This is a genomic window from Flavobacterium sp. IB48, assembly GCF_016405855.1.
Classification (GTDB): Bacteria; Bacteroidota; Bacteroidia; order Flavobacteriales; family Flavobacteriaceae; genus Flavobacterium; species Flavobacterium ginsengisoli.
In genome coordinates, this window is record NZ_JAEFCA010000001.1 from 429,808 (window position 1) to 445,171 (window position 15,364).

At 34.8% G+C, this 15,364-nt stretch carries 15 protein-coding genes and 1 riboswitch; of the genes, 1 reads left to right on the forward strand and 14 read right to left on the reverse strand.

The window, feature by feature from the left end; genetic code table 11:
- Positions 1–34: 34 nt before the first annotated feature.
- The 10 genes from JC605_RS01890 to JC605_RS01935 form a co-directional block, all read right to left on the reverse strand.
- A complete protein-coding gene (locus JC605_RS01890) occupies positions 35–1,039 on the reverse strand; it encodes a homocysteine S-methyltransferase family protein (protein WP_198854624.1) in 1,005 nt (334 codons plus the stop codon).
- Positions 1,040–1,375: 336 nt separating this feature from the next.
- Positions 1,376–1,492, reverse strand: a riboswitch (SAM riboswitch).
- 106 nt (positions 1,493–1,598) lie between these two features.
- Entirely contained in the window at positions 1,599–1,958 is a 360-nt protein-coding gene (locus tag JC605_RS01895) for a TfoX/Sxy family protein (protein WP_198854625.1), read from the reverse strand.
- 134 nt (positions 1,959–2,092) lie between these two features.
- A complete protein-coding gene (locus JC605_RS01900) occupies positions 2,093–3,145 on the reverse strand; it encodes an NAD(P)/FAD-dependent oxidoreductase (RefSeq protein WP_177211081.1) in 1,053 nt (350 codons plus the stop codon).
- Positions 3,146–3,320: 175 nt separating this feature from the next.
- The gene (locus JC605_RS01905; RefSeq protein WP_198854626.1) at positions 3,321–3,905 is read right to left on the reverse strand and encodes a bifunctional precorrin-2 dehydrogenase/sirohydrochlorin ferrochelatase; all 585 of its coding nucleotides are present in this window, start codon (positions 3,903–3,905) and stop codon (positions 3,321–3,323) included.
- Positions 3,906–4,043: 138 nt separating this feature from the next.
- Complete coding sequence (gene cobA / locus JC605_RS01910) at positions 4,044–4,817, reverse strand: uroporphyrinogen-III C-methyltransferase (protein WP_198854627.1); 774 nt, start codon at positions 4,815–4,817, stop codon at positions 4,044–4,046.
- Entirely contained in the window at positions 4,810–6,900 is a 2,091-nt protein-coding gene (locus JC605_RS01915) for a HEPN domain-containing protein (RefSeq protein WP_198854628.1), read from the reverse strand. Before JC605_RS01915 ends, cobA begins: the two co-directional genes overlap by 8 nt.
- 82 nt (positions 6,901–6,982) lie before the next feature.
- The gene (locus tag JC605_RS01920) at positions 6,983–8,227 is read right to left on the reverse strand and encodes a sulfate adenylyltransferase subunit 1 (protein WP_198854629.1); all 1,245 of its coding nucleotides are present in this window, start codon (positions 8,225–8,227) and stop codon (positions 6,983–6,985) included.
- A 161-nt stretch (positions 8,228–8,388) separates the two neighbouring features.
- Positions 8,389–9,288, reverse strand: a complete 900-nt coding sequence (gene cysD, locus JC605_RS01925) for a sulfate adenylyltransferase subunit CysD (protein WP_008466601.1) — start codon at positions 9,286–9,288, stop codon at positions 8,389–8,391.
- 237 nt (positions 9,289–9,525) lie between these two features.
- Positions 9,526–10,236 carry a phosphoadenylyl-sulfate reductase gene (locus tag JC605_RS01930; protein WP_198854630.1) on the reverse strand — a complete coding sequence of 237 codons (711 nt, stop codon included), beginning with the start codon at positions 10,234–10,236 and terminating at the stop codon, positions 9,526–9,528.
- A gap of 27 nt (positions 10,237–10,263) precedes the next feature.
- Positions 10,264–11,166 carry a sulfite exporter TauE/SafE family protein gene (locus JC605_RS01935; protein WP_198854631.1) on the reverse strand — a complete coding sequence of 301 codons (903 nt, stop codon included), beginning with the start codon at positions 11,164–11,166 and terminating at the stop codon, positions 10,264–10,266.
- 312 nt (positions 11,167–11,478) lie between these two features.
- On the opposite strand from JC605_RS01935, the gene JC605_RS01940 reads away from it, so the two are divergent.
- Positions 11,479–12,261 carry a sulfite exporter TauE/SafE family protein gene (locus JC605_RS01940; protein WP_198854632.1) on the forward strand — a complete coding sequence of 261 codons (783 nt, stop codon included), beginning with the start codon at positions 11,479–11,481 and terminating at the stop codon, positions 12,259–12,261.
- A 67-nt stretch (positions 12,262–12,328) separates the two neighbouring features.
- Here JC605_RS01940 and JC605_RS01945 read toward each other — a convergent pair whose 3' ends face one another.
- From JC605_RS01945 to JC605_RS01960, 4 genes are all read right to left on the reverse strand, one after another.
- Entirely contained in the window at positions 12,329–12,739 is a 411-nt protein-coding gene (locus JC605_RS01945; RefSeq protein ID WP_125722103.1) for an Rrf2 family transcriptional regulator, read from the reverse strand.
- A gap of 222 nt (positions 12,740–12,961) precedes the next feature.
- Positions 12,962–13,474, reverse strand: a complete 513-nt coding sequence (locus JC605_RS01950) for an alpha/beta hydrolase (protein WP_198854633.1) — start codon at positions 13,472–13,474, stop codon at positions 12,962–12,964.
- Positions 13,475–13,571: 97 nt separating this feature from the next.
- Positions 13,572–14,744 (reverse strand): PLP-dependent aspartate aminotransferase family protein, encoded by a 1,173-nt coding sequence (locus JC605_RS01955; protein WP_198854634.1) that lies wholly within the window; start codon positions 14,742–14,744, stop codon positions 13,572–13,574.
- Positions 14,745–14,911: 167 nt separating this feature from the next.
- Positions 14,912–15,337: an OsmC family protein gene (locus tag JC605_RS01960; protein WP_198854635.1), complete on the reverse strand. Its 426-nt coding sequence runs from the start codon at positions 15,335–15,337 to the stop codon at positions 14,912–14,914.
- Between the last annotated feature and the right edge of the window lie 27 nt (positions 15,338–15,364).

A 15,364-nucleotide genomic window follows, 5' to 3' on the forward strand; every position in this document is an offset into this window, starting at 1 on the left:
ACAAAATTTTCTTCATTTTTAAACTTCGCGAAAATTATTCAAAAACCGGCGCAACCCTAGGCTTATAATCCTTCGCAACCTCAGCCATTAATCTAATATGATCTGGCGTTGTTCCGCAACAACCTCCGATGATATTGATTAAATTATCCTCTAAATATTCTTTGATGAAAGCTTGAGTTTGTTCTGGTGTTTCATCATATTGTCCGAAAGCATTTGGTAATCCTGCATTTGGATGTGCTGACACATTAAAGCTTGTGTTATGCGCTAACGTTTTTAAATACGGTTTCAATAAATCGGCTCCAAGAGCGCAATTGAATCCTACACTTAATAACGGAATATGTGAAACTGAAATCAAAAACGCTTCAACTGTTTGTCCTGAAAGCGTTCTTCCAGAAGCATCTGTAATTGTTCCTGAAACCATGATTGGAATATCGAGATTACGTTCTTCTTTTACTTCTTCAATCGCAAAAAGTGCCGCTTTTGCGTTTAATGTATCGAAGATTGTTTCTACCAAAAGCAAATCACAGCCACCGTCCATTAAAGCTTCTGCTTGTTGTTTGTACGCAATTCGTAAATCGTCAAATGTTACGGCTCTGTAACCCGGATCGTTTACATCTGGTGACATACTTGCTGTACGGTTTGTCGGTCCGATTGAGCCTGCTACGAAACGTGGTTTCTCCGGATTTTTTGCGGTAAACTCATCGGCAACCTCGCGTGCAAGTTTTGCCGATTCGTAGTTTAACTCGTAAACCAAATCTTCCATGTGATAATCGGCCATACCGATTGTCGTTCCTGAGAAGGTATTGGTTTCTACAATGTCAGCACCAGCTTCATAATAAGCGGCATGAACATCGCGGATTGCTTGTGGTTGTGTTAGGGATAGTAAATCGTTGTTTCCTTTTAATGGATGCGGGAAATCTTTGAAACGCTCTCCTCTAAAATCTTCTTCTGAGAAATTATAGCGCTGCAACATTGTTCCCATTGCTCCGTCAAGGATTAGGATATTTTTTTTTACTGCTTCTTGAATTGTTATTGCCATGGCTTATTTTTTTAGCTTCTGAGATACTAAGGTTCTAAGATGCTAAGTTTTTTATTATGATTGTGAAGTTTAAACCTAACAGGTTTTTAAAACCTGTTAGGTTTGCTTCGGATATTTTTTTCGCATTAATTCCAAAAGTGCACTATTGCCGGCTCATTAGCCCCGATTGAAGTGGAAATTATTTTGCTTTTTTCTTTAAAAAGCAAAATGATTGCAACGTAAAGCGGGAACTATTGACTGCAAAAATGCGCCAATGATTCGCTCCTGATACAGAATCTGTTTCAGTAAATATTATATGTTATCGAGAAAAGTTTTGAGAAATACGAGTGTGTATTTGTGTTATCTATCTTTAATACTGGAAAATGTCGTATAAAGTAGAATTTAGCACCTTCTTTATGGTAAAGGGTTGCTAAGGTTTCATCGGGTCTATCCCTCCGCCTTTCGTGATAACGAACAATAATTTTAAGAACAGTGCAAAGGTATGAAATAGGGTTTCGATTTGCAAATGTTTTTTTTCTAAGGTTCTGAGGTTCTAAGATACTAAGCTTCTAAGTTTTTTTTATTTCTTCTTGCTTGCTTTTGCTAAAGGATTAAACTCTAAACAAAGTTGAAGCCAATACTCCATATCCTGATTTTTTGTCCATCCAATTTCGGCAATAAAAACATAGTTTTTCATTGGCTTTTCGGCATTGGGCATTGGCAACACATCATCTCTTTCTATGGCCTTTAAATAAGCTGAATCATCTATTCTGCATAGCAAAAGATTTTCTCCAACTTTTTTATCTAAACGAGTTCCACAGCATAATTTGTTATCTACCATGAAAACAATACCACCAAACATTTTCTTTTCAAAAAAGTCTGCTTCTTTATATTGGAGAAACGTTCTAATTCTCTTCGCATTATCTTCTTCGAAAGCCATATATTTAGATTCTAAGATTCTGAGTTACTAAGATACTGAGTTTAAAATTCTGTTCAATAAAAAAGCCCAAACTAAAAGTTTGAGCTTTCTATATAATAAATCTTAGAGTCTTAGTATCTCAGAATCTTAGCAACTTAGACAATCGCCTTAACAACCGCTTTTGGAGCTTCTTTACGAGTTCCGTCGAAACCGTCTACACCAGAAACTGTTGTATATTTCAATACATATTTTTTACCTGGGTTGATGATTGAATAAGCAGCTTGGCACATTAAAGTTGCTTCGTGGAAACCGCAAAGGATTAACTTTAATTTTCCTGGGTATGTATTTACGTCTCCAATGGCAAAGATTCCCGGAATGTTAGTTTGGTAATCTAATGCATTGTTTACTTTAATTGCATTTTTCTCGATTTCTAATCCCCAGTCTCCAATTGGACCTAATTTTGGTGTTAATCCGAAAAGTGGGATGAAATAATCGCAGTCGATTTTACGGTGCGCTCCATTTTCTTCGATATCTAATGACTCAACATGCTCAGCACCATTGATTCCGATAACTTCTGCTGGAGTAATTAATTTAATTTTTCCAGCTGATTTTAATTCCTGTACTTTTTCTACAGAATCTAAAGCTCCTCTAAATTCGTTTCTTCTGTGGATTAAAGTTACTTCTGAAGCTACGTTTGCTAAGAAGATACTCCAGTCTAATGCTGAATCTCCTCCTCCTGCAATAACAACTCTTTTATCTCTGAATTTCTCAGGATTTTTGATGAAGTATTTTACTCCTTTATCTTCATAAAACTCGATATCTTCGATAAGTGGTTTACGAGGCTCGAAACTCCCTAAACCTCCAGCGATTGCAATAACTGGCGCATGGAATTTAGTTCCTTTGTTTGATGTTACAATGAATGTTCCGTCTTCTTGCTTTTCAACTGTTTCAGCACGTTCTCCTAAAGTAAACCCTGGTTCAAATTGTTTGATTTGCTCCATTAAACCGTCAACTAAATCTCCTGCTAATACTTCTGGGAATCCAGGAATATCATAAATTGGTTTTTTTGGATATAACTCTGATAGCTGTCCTCCTGGTTGTGGAAGAGCATCTAAAATGTGGCATTTTAATTTTAACAATCCTGCCTCAAATACGGCAAATAAACCTGTTGGGCCTGCTCCAATTATAAGTATATCTGTTTTAATCATTATGTTGTTGTTTATAATCATTCTTAATAACGCAAAGAAACGAATAAATCCTTGTACTTTCAATGATTTTTATCATTAATTTCTTTCCGAAACCTTTTTTACTCTTTATTTTTTAATCTCATCGTTCATCGGGTTAAAACCCGACACTACAATATGAAACGTTCCTCTGGAACTTTTACGATTCTTTATTTTTTAATGAAGAGGTAATCTCATTCATTCTTTTAACCTTTTCTTCAAAATTACCTTTTAGGGTCTTTCGATATTCATTCAGATTCTCAACCATTTGATTGATATCTTCAGGAATTACTTCTTCAAAAAACTCGCGCAATCTCTTTGCTGTTGTTGGCGATTTTCCGTTTGTTGAAATGGCGATTTTTACGTTTCCTTTCGTGACGATTCCGCCCAAATAATAATCACATAAATCTGGCGTATCGGCAATGTTGCAAATCAAATAACGCTTTCTCGCTAAATCGTAAACCTTTTTATTTACTTTCAAATCGTCTGTACAGGCAATTACCATGTGACGCTTTTTGAGCATTTTCTTTTTGAACTTTTTTTCCGTCAATTTAATTGAAGGATGTTTTTCTGCTAAAACCTTAATTTCTAAATGAAAATCAGGTGCAACTACCTCAACATTAGCATTCGGACTTGATTTTAGCAAGAAAGAAAGCTTTTCCAGACCTACATTTCCTCCGCCTACAATCAAAACATTTAAATTGTGAAGCTTTAGAAATATTGGATATAATTCGTTTTGTTCCATTTTAATTTAATTTCATCTAAACAAAATTAGATGATTTTTCTATTGCCTTTGGTAAAATTGGTTTAAAATCCAACGTTATTACCATGCGTCCATCGGGTTAAAACCCGACGCTACAATATGAATTGTTCCTTCGGAACTTTATCTTGAAACTTCTTGTGATAGAAATTCTTCGTAAAAGCCTTTTAATTTATTGCTTTCGCGGACAACTTCACCTAAAACAATAATAGCTGGTGAACCTAATTCTTTTTGTTTTACAACTTCTAAAATCGAATCTACGGTTCCTACGCCTACTTTTTCTTCTGCTGTTGTTCCGTTTTGGATGATCACAACGGGTAAATTCCCTTTATCTTCTTTTTGAAACAAATCGATGATTTGAGCCAATTTATGCATTCCCATCAAAATTACAACTGTTGCAGAAGATTGTGCTGCTAAAGCTACATCCGAAGATAATTTTCTATCAGAAGTTGTTCCGGTAATCGCCCAAAAGCTTTCTGAAACGCCACGTTTTGTAATCGAAATTCCCTGACTTGCAGGAACAGCAACTACTGATGAAATTCCAGGAACTACGATAGTTTCAATTCCGAAACTTTCTGCAAAATCAATTTCTTCTCCGCCTCTTCCAAAAATAAATGGATCTCCGCCTTTTAATCTTACTACATTTCCGTACGTTAAAGCATTATCCACAATCAATTGATTGATTTGATCCTGCGTATAAGCATGATTTCCGATTCTTTTTCCAACAAAAATTCGGATCGCATTTTTTGGTGCGTAATCCAGAATTTCTTCGTTGGCCAAAGCGTCGTATAAAACCACATTAGCTTCAGCCAATGCTTTTACAGCTTTCAGCGTCAGTAAATCGGGATCGCCCGGACCTGCACCGACTAAAGTTATTTTGGGTTTTATATTATGCATTTGCTAATTCCTGTGCTCTGAAAGTTTCGATTTTATCAAAGAAAACAGTTGCCTGAGCAATGTAATCTTTAGCGAAAGCTTCAGATGGTTCATTTTTATTGATTTGGTAAACCAAGTCTTTAAAAGTTGAGTTTAATTCGATTTTATTTGTATCAATGAAAACAGTATCAAACAAATCCACAATTCCTGCGTGATGATTTGTTTTTTGGTTTTCAGCCAATAACAATGCTTTTGCACCGTTTACAAATCCTGCATATGCATGGTAAATTGCATCTGACCATTTTTTCTCATCGAAAGATTCCTGAGCCAAAATCAATTTCTCTTTAGCTTCAAACAATAATGTCGCCACTAAATCGATCACAACTCCGGCACATTCTCCAACTCCAACTGCTTTTACGTAATTGTCTGCGTTACCCCAATCTACAAAATCAGCTTCTGTTAAATTGGTTACATCTGCGAAAGGTTTTAAGATTTCGTAGAAATATTTCTCTCCTTTTGTATCATAATAATCAAGGAATTTTTGCCCGCTTCCGTTAGCATCAAAATCATTTAAGATGGTACGCAATGCATCAGGGCCTCTACGACTAGGTACTTTAATTACTTTATCAGCAAAACGTCCTGCTCCGTTTCCTAATCTTCCTCCTCCTAATAAAACCTGTAAAGCTGGGGCAACCAATTTTCCTGAGTTAATAGACATTCCTTGGAATCCAATTGCAGACATATTGTGCTGTCCGCAAGCATTCATACAACCTGAAATTTTAATTTCAATTTCGCGATTGTTTAAATACTGAGGATATTCGGCACTTAAAACTCTTTCTAATTCTTCTGCAATACCGGTACTACTTGCAATCCCCAAGTTGCAAGTATCTGTACCCGGACATGCCGTAATATCTCCAACTGAATTATATCCTAATTGAACAAAGTCAAGTTTGGCTAATTCTTGATAAAAGAAAGGAAGATTCTCTTCTTTTATGTGACGTATTACAATATTTTGACGCAATGAAAAACGTAATTCATTTGCTCCGTAATTCTTAATTAAATTAGCTAATAATCTCGCTTTATCTGTATAAAAATCTCCTAATAAAACTTTGATCCCAATAGCATAATAACCTTCTTGTTTCTGCTTGATTACATTTGAATTTTTCCACGCTTCATACGCTTTTGTATCTTCGATTGTAACTTGCGGAACTTCTAATAATGGTTCTGGAATTGGACCATCAAAAGCGGTTGTATCAATTTCGTAGGTTTCAAAAGCGATGGCTTTTTTCTCTTGCTCAACCAAATCAAGGAAAACATCTCTTCCCATTTCTTTGATTAAGAATTTCATACGCGCTTTCATTCTCTTTGCACGCTCTCCGTATCTGTCGAAAATACGAATGATTCCTTCTGCTGTTGGAATGATTTCGTTTACCGGAACAAACTCTGAAAGCAATTCGGCGTGTGCTGGTTGAGATCCTAAACCTCCTCCAAACATGATTTTGAAACCTTTTTGTCCGTCTTTAATTTTCGGAATAAATCCTAAATCGTGTAAATAACTCAAAGCCGTATCTTCGTCTGAAGACGAGAACGAAATTTTGAATTTACGTCCCATTTCCTGACAGATTGGGTTTCTCAACAAATATTGAAAAAGTCCGTGTGCATAAGGCGAAACATCAAATGGTTCGTTTACGTCAACACCCGCTAATTCGCTTCCTGTAATATTTCTAACTGTATTTCCACAAGCTTCACGAAGCGTGATATCGTCTTTAGCCAAATCTGCCCAAAGTTCTGGTGTTCTGTCTAAACTCACGTAGTGAATCTGGATATCCTGACGTGTTGTAATATGCAAACGCCCTGTAGAATATTCGTCAGAAACTTGTGTGATACGCACTAATTGCTCGCTGGTCACTTTACCATAAGGCAATTTGATACGAATCATTTGAACGCCTTCCTGACGTTGCCCGTAGATTCCACGCGCTAAACGAAGACTACGAAAACGCTCATCATCAATTTTTCCTCCACGGAATAAGTGAATCTTTTTTTCTAATTCGATAATCTCCTTCTGAACTACCGGATTTTCTATTTCTGTTCTAAAACTTTCCATTTCTCTTTAGTTTTTGGTTGTTGGTTGCTGGTTGTTGGTTGTTGGCTGTAAAAACCATCAACTATCAACTAAAAACCACCAACTATCTTATAAAGCCTACTCCTGCTGTTGTGTTTGTTGCTGTATCAATTAAGATGAAAGCTCCGTTTGATTTGTTTTCGTTGTATGAATCAAAATATAACGGTTTGCTTAATTTGATTGTTACTTCTCCAATTTCGTTGATTGCCAATTGTGAAGCTTCTGTCGTTCCAGAGTAATCTGTTGCAATTGTATTTTTAATGCTTTCTACTTTTGCTAAAACTCTGTTTGTATTGTGTTGTACTAAATATTTAGTTCCCAGAACCAGTTTTTTACTGTCCATCCAGCAAACTGTTGTGGTAATGTCTTTTTCAATTTTTGGAAGCTCATCTGATTTTACAATCATATCGCCTCTTGTTACGTTGATATCATTTTCTAATTCGATTGTAATTGAAGAACCTGCAACAGCTTCGTCAAATGTTTTATCGAAGAAGTGAATTTTAGATACTTTTGATTCTGTTAAAGAAGGAAGAACCGTTACAGCATCTCCAACTTTAATTGAGTTTCCGTATAATTTTCCAGCGTAACCTCTAAAATCGTGGTATTCTTCTGTTTTTGGACGAATAACTGTTTGAACTGGAAAACGTGCTTTTCCTGCTTCGTAAACATCATGAGAATGCAATCCTTCTAAATGTTCTAAAACAGTTTGTCCTTCGTACCAAGGCATATTCTCTGATTTATCAACCACGTTTCCACCGTTGATTGCACTTAACGGAATGTAACTTACGTTTTGTTCTTTGAAAGTACTTTTTGCATTTAATGCCTGAAAATCGGCTTTGATTTTATTGAAAACTTCTTCTGAGTAATCCACTAAATCCATTTTGTTAATCGCAACAATTACTTCTTTTACTCTCAATAAATTATTAATGAAGAAGTGACGGTAAGTCTGCTCAATTACACCTTTTCTGGCATCAATCAAAATGATAGAAACCTGAGAAGTCGAAGCTCCTGTAACCATGTTTCTTGTATATTCTACGTGACCTGGAGTATCGGCAATAATGTAACTTTTCTTTGCAGTCGAAAAATAAATATGCGCAACATCAATCGTAATTCCTTGCTCTCTTTCTGCCACTAAACCATCAGTTGCCAAAGAAAAATCAAGATAATCGTATCCTTTTTGTTTACTGCTTTTTTCGATTGCTTCTATCTTATCAGTCGTCAATGATTTTGTATCGTACAATAATCTCCCGATCAAAGTACTTTTTCCGTCATCTACACTTCCTGCTGTTGCTATTTTTAAAACGTCCATTCTGTAATATTTTGTTTCAGGTTTAATTTTTTTGTTTCAGGTTTCAAGTTTCAAGTTGCTTGCCTTTGAACTAAAATTTAAATCTGTATGTTTTTGTTTTCTTGATTTTTACTTCTAAAGTTCCGTCCCGAATTGCATTAACAATTCATAATTAACAATTATTAAAAGTACCCTTGTTGTTTTCTCTTTTCCATTGCAGCTTCAGAACGTTTGTCATCGATTCTGGCTCCTCTTTCAGAAATCGTTGATGATCTGATCTCTCCAACTACTTCTTCAATTGTTGCTGCGTAAGATTCAACTGCTGCCGTACAGCTCATATCTCCAACGGTTCTGAAGCGAACAATTCTTTCTTCGATTTGTTCGTCTTCTTCTTGGTACACAAAAGGAGAATGCGACCAGATTAAACCGTCTCTCAAAAAAACTTTTCTTTTATGTGAGAAATAGATTGACGGAATCTCGATTTTTTCTTTCTCGATATAACTCCAAACATCTAATTCTGTCCAGTTTGAAATTGGGAAAACACGAACGTTTTGTCCATTTTCTATTTTTCCATTTAAAATATCAAACAATTCAGGTCTCTGATTTTTTTCGTCCCATTGTCCAAAATCATCACGAACAGAGAAAATACGTTCTTTCGCTCTTGCTTTTTCTTCGTCACGACGCGCACCACCAATACAAGCATCAAACTTAAATTCTTCAATTGCATCCAAAAGTGTTGTAGTCTGCAAGCTGTTTCTACTAGAATATTTCCCTGTTTCTTCAACCACTTTTCCTTCATCAATAGCATCCTGAACATTACGAACGATCAACTCTAAACCTAATTCTTCTACCAATTTATCTCTGAAAGCAATGGTTTCAGGGAAATTATGTCCTGTATCAACGTGTAATAGAGGAAACGGAATCTTAGCAGGGAAAAATGCCTTTTGCGCTAAACGCACCAAGGTAATAGAATCTTTTCCTCCTGAGAAAAGTAAAACCGGTTTGTCAAACTGTGAAATTACTTCTCTGAAAATGTATATCGCTTCACTCTCTAAAGCGTTTGTTTTTAATACTGAACTCATTGTTTTTTTGTTTGATATTTTTTAGTTTCAAGTTTTAGGTTTCAGGTTGCCTGATCTAAAAATCTCCACTCTTTATTCTATTTTCTTTATTCTCTCTTCAACGGATAAAATCTATTTATTTTACCACATCTTCCCCGGATTAAAATCCGGCGCTACAATATGAATCGCTCCTTCGGAACTTTAAATCTAAATTCTCTATTTTCTTGCTTCTTGTATCTTGTTTCTAAAAATCTAGACTTACTCTTTCTTAGCACTATGAAGTCCACACTCTTTATGGCTTGATTCCCACCACCATCTTCCGGCTCTGATATCTTCTCCAGGGAAAATTGCTCTTGTACAAGGTGCACATCCAATACTTACGAAACCTTGTTTGTGCAATGCATTTTGAGGAACATTGTTTTCTGACAGATACGTTTCAACTTCTTCCAAAGTCCATTTTAATAACGGATTGAATTTGATGATTTCGAAGTTTCCGTCGTATTCAAACAAGTTTAAATCTTGTCTGTTTTCTGATTGTTCTGCTCTTAAACCTGTAATCCAAACTGAATTTCCTGCTAAAGCTTTTTTTAACGGAACCACTTTTCGAATAAAACAGCATTCTTTTCTGTTTTCAACTGAATCGTAAAAGCTGTTTGGCCCTTTTGTCTTCAGAAGATTTTCTACTGAAGCTGCTTCTGGAAAAAAAACTTCAATTGGTCTTTTATATTTTTTTAATGTTTTATGAAAAACATCGTAAGTTTCCTGAAATAACCTTCCTGTATCTAAAGTAAAAACCGTAATATCAGTATTGCTTTTTGCAATGAAATCAGTAATTACCTGGTCTTCCTGACCGAAAGATGTGGAAAAAATTACTTTTCCTGGAAATTCTTTTGCTAAAAAAACTAAGGTTTCGTCAAGCGAAAGGTCTTTAGTTTTCTCTAATAATTCTTGTACAATAATCGCACTCATAATTCTTTTCCTTTCTAAAACTATCTTTTACAATAATTTAGATAATGTTTTTAAACTCAATAATATAATCAGAATTCCAACTGCAACCATCATTGGTTTTCTTTTGATTTTATTTACCAAATAAGCTGCTATTGGTGCTGAAATAACTCCTCCTAAAATCAATCCGATAATGATCTGCCAGCCGTGAATTCCTCCAAAAAGCATGAAAGTAATTCCGCTAGCAAACGAAATTGCAAACTCAGCTGCATTTACTGACCCGATAGTATATTTCGGGTTTCTTCCTCTTCCTAATAATGTTGAAGTTACAATTGGCCCCCAGCCTCCTCCTCCAACAGAATCCATAAAACCTCCAAACACTGCTAAAACTCCCAGTTTCTTAGTTTTCTTTTTTACAACACTTTTTCTAAGAGCCTTTCTGATAATTACAACTGCCAGAATAATCATGTAAACCGCAATAAATGGCTTAATAATATCTCCGTCAATAACATCTGATAATAAATAAGCCCCTGTGATCGATCCTAAAACTCCTGGAATCAATAGATGCTTTACCAGTTTTTTATTGATGTTTCCAAAGCGGTGGTGCGAAAGCGCCGATGCTCCAGTTGTAAACATCTCTGAAACGTGAACTGCCGTACTGCTCAAAACTGGCGAAACTCCATAAGCCAATAAAAATGACGTAGAAGTTGCTCCATATCCCATTCCTAAAGCGCCATCTACTAATTGTGCAAAAACACCAATTAAGAAAAACACTAAAAGATTTTCATCAAATCCCTGAACGAAACCATCCCATGAAAATTCAGCGTGATGATTATAAATTAATGTAACTGCTAAACCTAACAACAAAATAACAGGTATTACGACCCACAATTTTTCCTTTAATAAAGAATCAGACTTTACTATAGTGTTTTCTAACTTAAGTTCATTTTCCATATTTCTAAGAATGTTTTTTTATTCTCAAAAATCCATTACCCTATCGGCTTAGTAGATTACTTTGCAAAAGTACTATATATTTCGAAATATCAAAACAATATATTTACTTTTTTACATCAGCTATCATCTTATAAACCAAGATAAAAGACATTTAAAAAAGAATTAGTGATTATTTTAACAAATTAAATGTTGCGACTTATTATTTTAACAACACATTCAAATTTTGTGATTCACAAAAATACACATTTAATCTCTACAAAATCTATAGGATAATTATAAAATTGTTTTTACTTTAGCGGCAAATATTTTTTCATGGATTTTCAGATTGGTCTCGTAATAGCAGGTTTAGTAGTTGGTTTTATTGTTGGGTTAACAGGTGTTGGAGGAGGTTCTCTTATGACTCCTATTTTATTGTATTTTGGAATTCCGCCAACAAAAGCAGTTGGAACAGACTTGCTTTATGCTGCTTTCACAAAAGCCGGAGGAATATTTGTACACAACAAAAAAGGAAACATCAACTGGAAAATTACAGGCTGGCTGACTTTAGGAAGTGTCCCTGCAGCTTTAATTACATTATGGGTTTTAAACAGCATTAAAACGGATATCGAAACTATCAATAACGTTATTAAACACAGTTTAGGCTGGGCTTTATTGTTTACTTCGGTAGCTATTATATTCAAAAAGAAGCTTTTAGTCTTCTCTCAAAGACATGCTGGAGATAAATTTCACAACGAAAGCACAACTCAAAATATGCTTACTATAGGAATTGGAGTTTTATTAGGAGCAACCGTAACTTTAACTTCTATCGGCGCTGGGGCATTAGGAACAGTGACTTTATTTTTCCTTTATCCATTATTGCCAACGCCACGTTTAGTCGGAACTGAAATTGCACACGCTGTTCCCTTAACTTTAGTTGCTGGTCTTGGGCACGCTTCTATGGGAAATTTAGATTTAGGCTTACTTGGTCAATTATTAATGGGATCACTTCCTGGAATATACATGGGAAGTATGCTAAGCGGAAAAGTTCCAGATCAATTTCTTAGAAATGCAATTGCTGTAATGCTTTTTATGGCTGGATATAAATTGATATTTTAATATAAACAGAAATAAAAAAGACCATTTCTAATTGAAATGGTCTTTTTTATTGGTTTAAAGCAAATTTCTAAAACGCAATATCTGCTAAAGAATTACTTTCTAATATTTTAAGCGTATTATCACGAACTTCTGTCATTAAACGTCTTGCGGCACAGGTAGTTTCATCATCGCAGTCATCACATCTTTCGTAGAAATTATGGCTCGCACAAGGCAGTAAAGCGATTGGCCCTTCTAGAATTCGATAGACTTTTGCCATGCTAATATCTTTTGGGTCTTTGATTAAATAATAACCTCCACCTTTTCCTTTTTTAGCACCAAGAAAACCTGAATTTCTTAGCAACAACAAAATACTTTCTAGAAATTTAATTGAAATATGTTCACTTTTCGCAATTTCAGCTATTTGTACTGGCTCATTGTTTTCGCGTCTGGCTAAATAAGTTAAAGCTTTAATTCCGTATTTTGTTTTCTTTGAAAGCACTAATGTAAAATTTTGATTGCAGAATTTAATTTCAAATCATACTCTTGCAAATTATTGAATAACAAAAGTATGCTTTTTGTTTGAACTATCACAAAGAATAAAGTTAAATTCTACTAAATCTATCAGATTACTTCTTTTTTTTAATATCCATAAAAATCCAATAGAGTCACGTTCTAATAATTTAATTTTATCAAGTTACAACAAAAAAATATGAGAATGAATTTATACAAAATTATTACAAATCGGAGAGGCATTACTTTTCTCTTCATATAAATTATGATTTTGGTTTTCAAAAATTTGACTTTCCATTTTTAGTCTCATAAACCATTCCTGATCAGGCTTATTCATGTCTTTATCACCATAATAAAGTTTGACTTTACAACTAGGAATTCCAGTTTCAAAACGCAATCTTGTCGAAGAGACAGCAACTAATTGTGTCGCCTTTAATCCTTTTAGAGAAGCTTTCCATGCAATTGTTCCCCCAATGCTAAAACCCAAAACAGCCACTTCTTCTTTTTCAAAATCTAATAAACAATTTACTGCTTTTTCAATTCCGCCATTCAAAAATTGATTATGGATTTCCTTTTCCTCACTTGAAGAATCAATCTGAGCTAATTTTAAAACATCATAATACTGAACATCAAATTTAAGCTCTAAAATTTCGATATAATTCTGAATCCATTCAGGATTGTCTCCAAACAAATCTGACAGCAAAAGCAATCTTGGTTTTTTCATATATTGCAAAACTAAATTAAGAAAAGTGGTTCATTCAATAACAAAGAAAGGGCTATTTCAAAAAAAAATAGCCCTTCAAAAGTATTATATTTTATGTTTAAGCCAACGCTTGTTTTAAATCTGCAATCACATCTTCAACAGTTTCTAAACCAACAGAAACACGAACAAGACCTTGTGTGATTCCAACTGCTAATTGATCTTCTTCAGATAATTTGCTGTGTGTTGTAGAAGCTGGATGCGTTACAATTGTTCTTGTATCTCCAATATTTGCAGATAATGAGCAAAGTTGAATTGAATTCAAGAATTTTCTTCCTGCTTCGATTCCGCCTTTAATTTCAAATGCAATAATGTTTCCACCAGCTTTCATTTGCTTTTTAGCAATTTCATACTGTGGATGCGATTTCAAGAACGGGTATTTTACGCTGTTTACATTTGGATGGCTTTCTAAAAATTCAGCCACTTTTAATGCATTTTCGCAATGTCTGTCTACACGAACCGCTAAAGTTTCTAAACTTTTTGACAGAACCCAAGCATTAAATGGTGATAAAGCTGGCCCTGTATTTCTAGAAAACAAATAAATCTGTCTGATTAATTCTGCGTCTCCAACTGTTACTCCTCCTAAAACACGACCTTGTCCGTCAATTAATTTAGTTGCTGAGTGAATTACTAAATGTGCTCCAAATTTAATTGGCTGTTGCAAATAAGGTGTTGCGAAACAGTTGTCGATAATTAAAATCAAGTTGTGTTTTTTAGCAATATTTCCTAACAATTCTAAATCAATTACATCAACTCCAGGGTTTGTTGGAGATTCGGCGTATAATATTTTGGTATTTGGCTTAATGAAGCTTTCGATTGTTTCCGGCTTATTAATTTCGAAATAAGAAGTTTCGATATTCCATTTTGGAAAATAAGTCATAAACAACGCGTGAGTCGAACCGAAAACACTGCTTGCAGAAACAATATGATCTCCAGAATTTAATAATGCTGCAAAAGTAGAATATACTGCTGCCATTCCTGTTGCGAAAGCATAACCTGAATCGGCACCTTCCATTTTGCAGATCTTGTCTACAAATTCTGATGTGTTTGGATTGCTGAAACGGCTATAAATATTTCTTTCTTTTTCTTCTGTGAAAGAAGCTCTCATATCTTCAGCATCTTCAAAAACGAAGCTTGATGAAAGGTACAAAGGCACCGAATGTTCTAAATATTGAGATCTTTCTAATTGTGTTCTGATGGCTTGTGTTTCAAAACCAAATTCTTCTGTATTCATTGTGTGTTGTTTTTTTGTTTTTTTGTTTGCTTCGCCAGTTCGGCTTCCAGCCTCGTGTCAAGTCTCAGGTTTCAAGTTTTAAAAACTGAAATCTAAACCAAAAACAAGTCAATTATTTATGCGCAATCTGAGCATTTTCTAATTATCTAATTGACTAATTATCTAATTTATAAAGCTTCGTTGTTCAAGACAACTTTGTATTTAATTGTCGCTGTTGGTTCAATCGTTTTAGCAACCGAACAGTATTTCTCAAAAGAAAGCTGTGCTGCTTTTTTTGCTTTTTCTGGGTTAATTTCTCCTTCTAAATAAAAAACCACATCAATTTCTTTAAAAGGTTTTGCTTCTTCAATTTGCACACGCGTTCCTTCAACCTCAGCGTTGAAAGAAGTGATTTCCTGACGCTGTTTTTTTAAGATCGAAATCATATCAATAGCACTGCATCCCGCAACTCCCATTAATACTAATTCCATTGGGCTTGCACCTAAATCGCTTCCGCCAAATTCGGCTCTGCTATCAACGTCAACTACGTGTCCGCGCTCATTTTTTACTTTAAAATGAAATGCGTCATTTACTCTGTTTAAAGTTACTTTCATTGTGCTGTTATTTTTTTTATTTTTTTT

Coding starts and splice junctions, on each gene's coding strand:
- JC605_RS01890 (WP_198854624.1), bottom strand. CDS start 1,039: ATGGCAATAACAATTCAAGAAGCAGTAAAAAAAAATATCCTAATCCTT.
- JC605_RS01895 (WP_198854625.1), bottom strand. CDS start 1,958: ATGGCTTTCGAAGAAGATAATGCGAAGAGAATTAGAACGTTTCTCCAA.
- JC605_RS01900 (WP_177211081.1), bottom strand. CDS start 3,145: ATGATTAAAACAGATATACTTATAATTGGAGCAGGCCCAACAGGTTTA.
- JC605_RS01905 (WP_198854626.1), bottom strand. CDS start 3,905: ATGGAACAAAACGAATTATATCCAATATTTCTAAAGCTTCACAATTTA.
- cobA (WP_198854627.1), bottom strand. CDS start 4,817: ATGCATAATATAAAACCCAAAATAACTTTAGTCGGTGCAGGTCCGGGC.
- JC605_RS01915 (WP_198854628.1), bottom strand. CDS start 6,900: ATGGAAAGTTTTAGAACAGAAATAGAAAATCCGGTAGTTCAGAAGGAG.
- JC605_RS01920 (WP_198854629.1), bottom strand. CDS start 8,227: ATGGACGTTTTAAAAATAGCAACAGCAGGAAGTGTAGATGACGGAAAA.
- cysD (WP_008466601.1), bottom strand. CDS start 9,288: ATGAGTTCAGTATTAAAAACAAACGCTTTAGAGAGTGAAGCGATATAC.
- JC605_RS01930 (WP_198854630.1), bottom strand. CDS start 10,236: ATGAGTGCGATTATTGTACAAGAATTATTAGAGAAAACTAAAGACCTT.
- JC605_RS01935 (WP_198854631.1), bottom strand. CDS start 11,166: ATGGAAAATGAACTTAAGTTAGAAAACACTATAGTAAAGTCTGATTCT.
- JC605_RS01940 (WP_198854632.1), top strand. CDS start 11,479: ATGGATTTTCAGATTGGTCTCGTAATAGCAGGTTTAGTAGTTGGTTTT.
- JC605_RS01950 (WP_198854633.1), bottom strand. CDS start 13,474: ATGAAAAAACCAAGATTGCTTTTGCTGTCAGATTTGTTTGGAGACAAT.
- JC605_RS01955 (WP_198854634.1), bottom strand. CDS start 14,744: ATGAATACAGAAGAATTTGGTTTTGAAACACAAGCCATCAGAACACAA.
- JC605_RS01960 (WP_198854635.1), bottom strand. CDS start 15,337: ATGAAAGTAACTTTAAACAGAGTAAATGACGCATTTCATTTTAAAGTA.